The sequence below is a fragment of the Acidocella sp. genome (genome assembly GCF_035535915.1).
In the GTDB taxonomy this organism is placed as follows: domain Bacteria; phylum Pseudomonadota; class Alphaproteobacteria; order Acetobacterales; family Acetobacteraceae; genus Acidocella.
Genome location: NZ_DATLPB010000060.1, coordinates 1 through 4758, shown reverse-complemented (window position 1 = coordinate 4758; position 4758 = coordinate 1). Strand labels below are relative to the sequence as shown.

The 4758-nt window shown below is 65.7% G+C and carries 6 protein-coding genes; 4 read left to right on the top strand and 2 right to left on the bottom strand.

What is annotated here, in order from left to right; translation table 11 throughout:
* Nucleotides 1–32 precede the first annotated feature (32 nt).
* A complete protein-coding gene (gene parA, locus VNC39_RS06990) occupies nucleotides 33–662 on the bottom strand; it encodes a ParA family partition ATPase (protein ID WP_325397545.1) in 630 nt (209 codons plus the stop codon).
* Between the two features lie 164 nt (nucleotides 663–826).
* On the opposite strand from parA, the gene VNC39_RS06985 reads away from it, so the two are divergent.
* Nucleotides 827–2167, top strand: a complete 1341-nt coding sequence (locus VNC39_RS06985) for an NAD(P)H-hydrate dehydratase (protein WP_325397543.1) — start codon at nucleotides 827–829, stop codon at nucleotides 2165–2167.
* 62 nt (nucleotides 2168–2229) lie between these two features.
* Here the strand turns inward: VNC39_RS06985 and VNC39_RS06980 are convergent, their stop codons facing one another.
* Nucleotides 2230–3351, bottom strand: a complete 1122-nt coding sequence (locus VNC39_RS06980) for an aromatic ring-hydroxylating dioxygenase subunit alpha (RefSeq protein ID WP_325397541.1) — start codon at nucleotides 3349–3351, stop codon at nucleotides 2230–2232.
* 271 nt (nucleotides 3352–3622) lie between these two features.
* Between VNC39_RS06980 and VNC39_RS06975 the strand changes: the two genes are divergently transcribed.
* Genes VNC39_RS06975 through VNC39_RS06965 form a run of 3 tightly spaced genes read left to right on the top strand, consistent with a single transcriptional unit; the run spans nucleotide 3623 to nucleotide 4639 of the window.
* Nucleotides 3623–3901, top strand: coding sequence for an RcnB family protein (locus VNC39_RS06975; protein ID WP_325397539.1), 279 nt, complete (start codon nucleotides 3623–3625; stop codon nucleotides 3899–3901).
* A 40-nt stretch (nucleotides 3902–3941) separates the two neighbouring features.
* Nucleotides 3942–4250, top strand: coding sequence for a hypothetical protein (locus VNC39_RS06970; protein ID WP_325397537.1), 309 nt, complete (start codon nucleotides 3942–3944; stop codon nucleotides 4248–4250).
* A 44-nt stretch (nucleotides 4251–4294) separates the two neighbouring features.
* Nucleotides 4295–4639 carry an RcnB family protein gene (locus VNC39_RS06965; protein WP_325397536.1) on the top strand — a complete coding sequence of 115 codons (345 nt, stop codon included), beginning with the start codon at nucleotides 4295–4297 and terminating at the stop codon, nucleotides 4637–4639.
* The last annotated feature ends 119 nt before the right edge of the window (nucleotides 4640–4758 follow it).

Sequence of the window (4758 nt, the reverse complement as noted above, 5' to 3'; positions counted from 1 at the left end):
GCAGAGGCGTCATGAATTTTTTTTCCGTTTTCTCACGCCAGCCAGAGCCGCAATGCAGCCACCGCAGCCCTCACCTCTTCGGCGGCCTGGGTTGAAGGACCGGCTTCGGTGACGCCGAGCCCGTCGGCAAAGGCATTGGCGTAACCGGCCCTGTTGGCCAAAGCCACCGCCAGCAGGCTGAGTCCGCGCGCGGCGATCTCCGCCTCTAGCCGCTTGCGCAGGCGCGACGCCGCGGGCGCACGGTTGAACACCAGCCCGGCCCGGCATTTTTCTTCAGCGGCGAGTTTCAGGGTCCCCTCGGCGGCCCAGAGATCGGGCGGCGCCGGATTCAGCGGGATCAGCACCAGATCGGCGCTGCGAATCGCACGGCGCGCGTCGCTGTCGATCACCGGGGGCGTATCGATGAACACGTAGTCATGGCTGGATTTGAGTTTTTCCACTTCATTGGCGAGCCGCCAGCCGGAGAGCGTGGTCACGCTGAGCGCGCCCGCCGCTTTCGGCGCCTGCGCGCGCAGCCGGCCCCAGGCGGTCAGGCTGCCTTGCGGGTCGATGTCGAGCAGCGCCACCCGCGCCTGTTCCGCCAGCGCCACGGCGAACTGCGCCGCGAGCATGGTCTTGCCGGCCCCGCCTTTCTGCTGTGCAACCGCAATAACGCTTCCCATATCTGCTCTCCCGGATAGACATGAGTTAGAACATTCAGCATCGGCAATGAATGCTCCGCGGCTATTTTTGACAGGGAATTTCATGCACGCAGATGAAATCCGCCGATTCCGTCTCAAACCGGCGCGCGCCGCGCGATTTTTCAACGCAAGGCCAGGGGGTTTTCATGGATGAGCTGCTGACTCCCGCGGAAATGGTGCAGGCCGATGCCCTGGCCGACGACACGCCCACGCTGATGGCGGCGGCCGGGCGCGCCGTGGCACGGGCGGTGATGCAACATTATGCACCCTGCCGCACGCTGGTGCTGTGCGGCCCCGGCAATAACGGCGGCGACGGCAAGGTCGCGGCCGAATATCTCCGCCTCAGCGGCTGGCCGGTGACGATGCGGGGGCTGCATGACGCGACCGTCGAGGAGACGGCCAAGGCGGCTTTGGTGATCGACGCCTTGTTCGGCGCCGGGCTGTCCCGCGACATTTCCGCACCCGTCGCCGCCCTGCTGCGCGCCGCCCGGCGCATCGTCGCGGTCGATGTGCCGAGCGGGCTGGACGGCGCCACCGGTGCGGTGCGCGGCTACGCGCCGCAGGCCGAGCTCACCGTGACGTTCTTCCGGCTCAAGCCCGGCCATCTGCTCTATCCCGGCCGGGGCCTGTGCGGGCGGCTTCTGCTCCGCGACATCGGCATGCCGGACTGGGTGCTGGAGCAGGTCCGCCCCCTCACCTGGCGCAACGGCCCGGCACAATGGGCCCTGCCGGCGCGCCAGCCGACCGGCCATAAATATGTGAATGGCGATGTGACGGTGCTGTGCGGCACCATGCCGGGGGCCGCACGCCTGGCGGCCGCCGCCGCCCGCCGCGCCGGCGCCGGCATGGTCACGCTGGCGGCCGAGGCGCCGATGATCCTGCCCGAAGCCGGGCTAATCGTGCGCGACTCCTCCCTGGCCGAGCTGCTGCGGGACAAGCGCCGCACGGTGTTCGTGTGCGGGCCGGGGCTGGGCCGGGCATCGTCCTGGAAACTGGCGCAACTGATCGCCGCCGGGAACCGCAAGATCGTCGCCGATGCCGACGCGCTCACCGCCTGCGCGGGCACCCCCGAACGTCTGCGCGGCACGGCCGTGATCACCCCGCATGAAGGGGAATTTTCCCGCGTCTTCGGCCCGCCGGGGCCGGACCGGCTGGAGGCGGCGCGACGCGCGGCGCGGCAAACCGGCGCCGTCACCGTGCTGAAAGGGGCGGACACGGTCATCGCCGCCCCGGACGGCCGCGCCATGATCAACGACAATGCGCCCCCCTGGCTCGCCACCGGCGGCACCGGCGATGTGCTGGCCGGCCTCATCGCCGCCCTGCTGGCGCAGGGCATGGAGGATTTCGCGGCTGCCTGCGCCGCCGTGTGGCTGCACGGCGCGGCAGCGCAGAAAATCGGCCCGGGGTTGATCGCCGAAGATATTCCGCCTGTGCTCGGGCCGCTGATGGATGAGGTCAGGAAAGGCAAGAAAGAGGCCGCTTTGTGAAAAAAGCGGCGCAAAAACTTTTTTGATGCTGGGCCGGCGGTGCTGATGCCGGCGCGGCTTGTTTACTCTGCGGCGTTCAGCAGCAGCGGCTCCATTCCCTCCGGCGGCAGGCCGCAGCGGCCGAGCAGGCCGGTCAGCTCGCGGATCACCGGGAAGACTTCCTGGTTCCAGTTCGCACCTTGCGCGTCATGCGCCGCCTGCTCGGCCTCGACGATGTCGCGGTCCTCGCGGAAAATCCGTTCGGTGAAGGCGACCAGGAACGGCCAACCGACCGTCAGCCCGGCGCGGGCCAGCGTGCCCTTCGGCTTGCGGATCGACAGCAGGCCGAAGGTGCGAATCGTCCGCTGCTCCTTATCGAGCGGCACATAGACGATCCATAATTCCATCACCGGCGCGTCACCGCCGGCCGGCACGATTCGCAGGGTCTGATAGGGATAGTCGGTGCGGATGGTCATGACGTCCTTGTCGTTGACGTCCTTGGTGCGCTTGCCGCCGAACAAGGCGGTTTCGCCCAGCGGCTGCTTCCCGCCGGTGCGCGCGAACGTATACTGCACCTCCAGCCAGGTCTCGCCGAGGCGCCTTCCGAGATAACGCGGGCGGATCTGCCCCATCTGTTTGCGGTGCAAAAACTGATGGTTCATGTCCATCAGATTCTCGTGCATGAACGAATAATGGCAGTTCACGGCCCGGCCGAAGCGGCGGGTCTTGTAAAGATTTCCCGTCGCCGCCGAGAGGTCCGGAAAATCCCCCGCCTTCGCCGGATCGCCGGGGAAGATGAACACCAGCCCGGCTTCCTCGCGGCAGGGATAGGATTTCACCCCATTCGGCAGCTTGCCTTTGCCGAGATAGGGCACATCGATGCATTTGCCCGAGGCATCATAGGTCCAGCCATGATAGCCGCAACGTATGGCGCAGCCGGACACCACGCCGGCATCGAGCGGCACCTGGCGGTGCGCGCAGCGATTCTCCAGCGCGAAGACGGCGCCCTCCTTGGGGCGCACCAGCACCACCGGGTCGCCGGCAAAGCGCACGGCCAGCGGCTTGCCCGTTTTCAGCTCGCGCGACCAGGCGACCGGATACCAATGGTCGGGATGGATGCGCACGCGGCGTGTATCGAGAACCGGTTCGGTCGGCGGCGGCGGTACTTCAGGCGTATCGTCGGTGTTCAGCGCGATCGAATCCATGGATGCTTTCCTGTGAGATACGTTCAGCGGAGACCAGGCGGACTCTATTGCCCGCAAGCATAGGCAAAATGAAGCGGCAGCAACAAGCCCCGCAAACTTCCCAACCCGCCGTTAACGCGCCAGGCCCGGCGAATCATTAACCAGGCGTCATTGGGGCGGCGCCCTGCCTCTGGCCAACGGTTGCAATAAAATCTTACAATTATAAGGGGCGGCAACACGATTCTGCCGTTTTCGGATTGTCTTATCGAGCCTATCGAAAGGAGAAAGGCCCATGAACAAGCTACGTTCGCTCTTCGTGATGGGCACGGCCCTCGTCATGTCACTGGGCACCACTGCCATGGCGCAGGCGCAATATTATCCCCCGCCGCCCGGCTACTACCATCATCACCATGACTGGCATGCGGGTGACCGGTATTATGGCCCGCGGCATGTCATCGTGCATTGGCGCCACTATCGCCTGCCGCCGCCGCCCTATGGTTACGTCTGGGTGGCATCTGGCCCGCGATTCCTGCTGATCGGACCCGGCGGCGTGATCTCCCGCGTGTGGTAAGGCCCGACGCTCGGATTATAAATTTTTTAAGGACAATCAAATGCGATTTCTCTCTCTGGCGGGTTTGAGCGCCGGTCTCGGCTTGGCGTTGCTCGCCACCCCGCTGGCGATGGCTCAGACCTATTCCGATCAGCATGCGAACGGCATGCCCCACATGGCCGACCATCAGATGCAGGCGCCTTCCCACCGGACGGCCAGCCTCATGCACGAAAAGATGGACGCCAAGCCCCGCGCGCAGCCGCGCGAGGTCAGCAATCGGCACCACACCGTGCAGACCACGCGCCACGCCGCGATGACGCCGCACCACGCGCCGATGGCGCCTCACGGCGGCACGCCGCATCAAGGCTAAACGAATCTCTTCATCAAAACCTCTGATCTCTTAAGGACAAGCACATGAAACGTATCTCTTTGACAGCTCTGAGCGCCGGCCTTGGCTTGGCGCTGCTCGCGGCGCCGCTGGCGATGGCCCAGCAATGGCAGGGTCATCCGTCCGATGGCGGCTATGACCACCACCAGATGGAACATCCGATGGGCCATGAGGCGCCGCACATGGCGATGGCGCATCAATGGCGCCATGGCGACCGCTTCACCGGCCACCGTGAAGTCGTCAGCGATTGGGACCGCTACCATGTCCGCCGGCCGCCCGCCGGCTATGAATGGGTGCATGACGGCAACCAGCTGGTGATGATCGCCATCGGCACCGGCCTGGTCGCCTCCGCCCTCGCCAACGGCTACTAACAGCATGCATTTAGCCGGAATCGCAGATTCCGGCTAAATGCTTTTAAAGCCGTGCCCTGGCCGGCTCATCCAACCCGGCGTTTAGCTCCGAACGAAGGCCAGAAGATCCGGGTTGATCG

Coding starts and splice junctions, on each gene's coding strand:
- VNC39_RS06980 (WP_325397541.1), bottom strand. CDS start 3,351: ATGGATTCGATCGCGCTGAACACCGACGATACGCCTGAAGTACCGCCG.
- parA (WP_325397545.1), bottom strand. CDS start 662: ATGGGAAGCGTTATTGCGGTTGCACAGCAGAAAGGCGGGGCCGGCAAG.
- VNC39_RS06970 (WP_325397537.1), top strand. CDS start 3,942: ATGCGATTTCTCTCTCTGGCGGGTTTGAGCGCCGGTCTCGGCTTGGCG.
- VNC39_RS06965 (WP_325397536.1), top strand. CDS start 4,295: ATGAAACGTATCTCTTTGACAGCTCTGAGCGCCGGCCTTGGCTTGGCG.
- VNC39_RS06985 (WP_325397543.1), top strand. CDS start 827: ATGGATGAGCTGCTGACTCCCGCGGAAATGGTGCAGGCCGATGCCCTG.
- VNC39_RS06975 (WP_325397539.1), top strand. CDS start 3,623: ATGAACAAGCTACGTTCGCTCTTCGTGATGGGCACGGCCCTCGTCATG.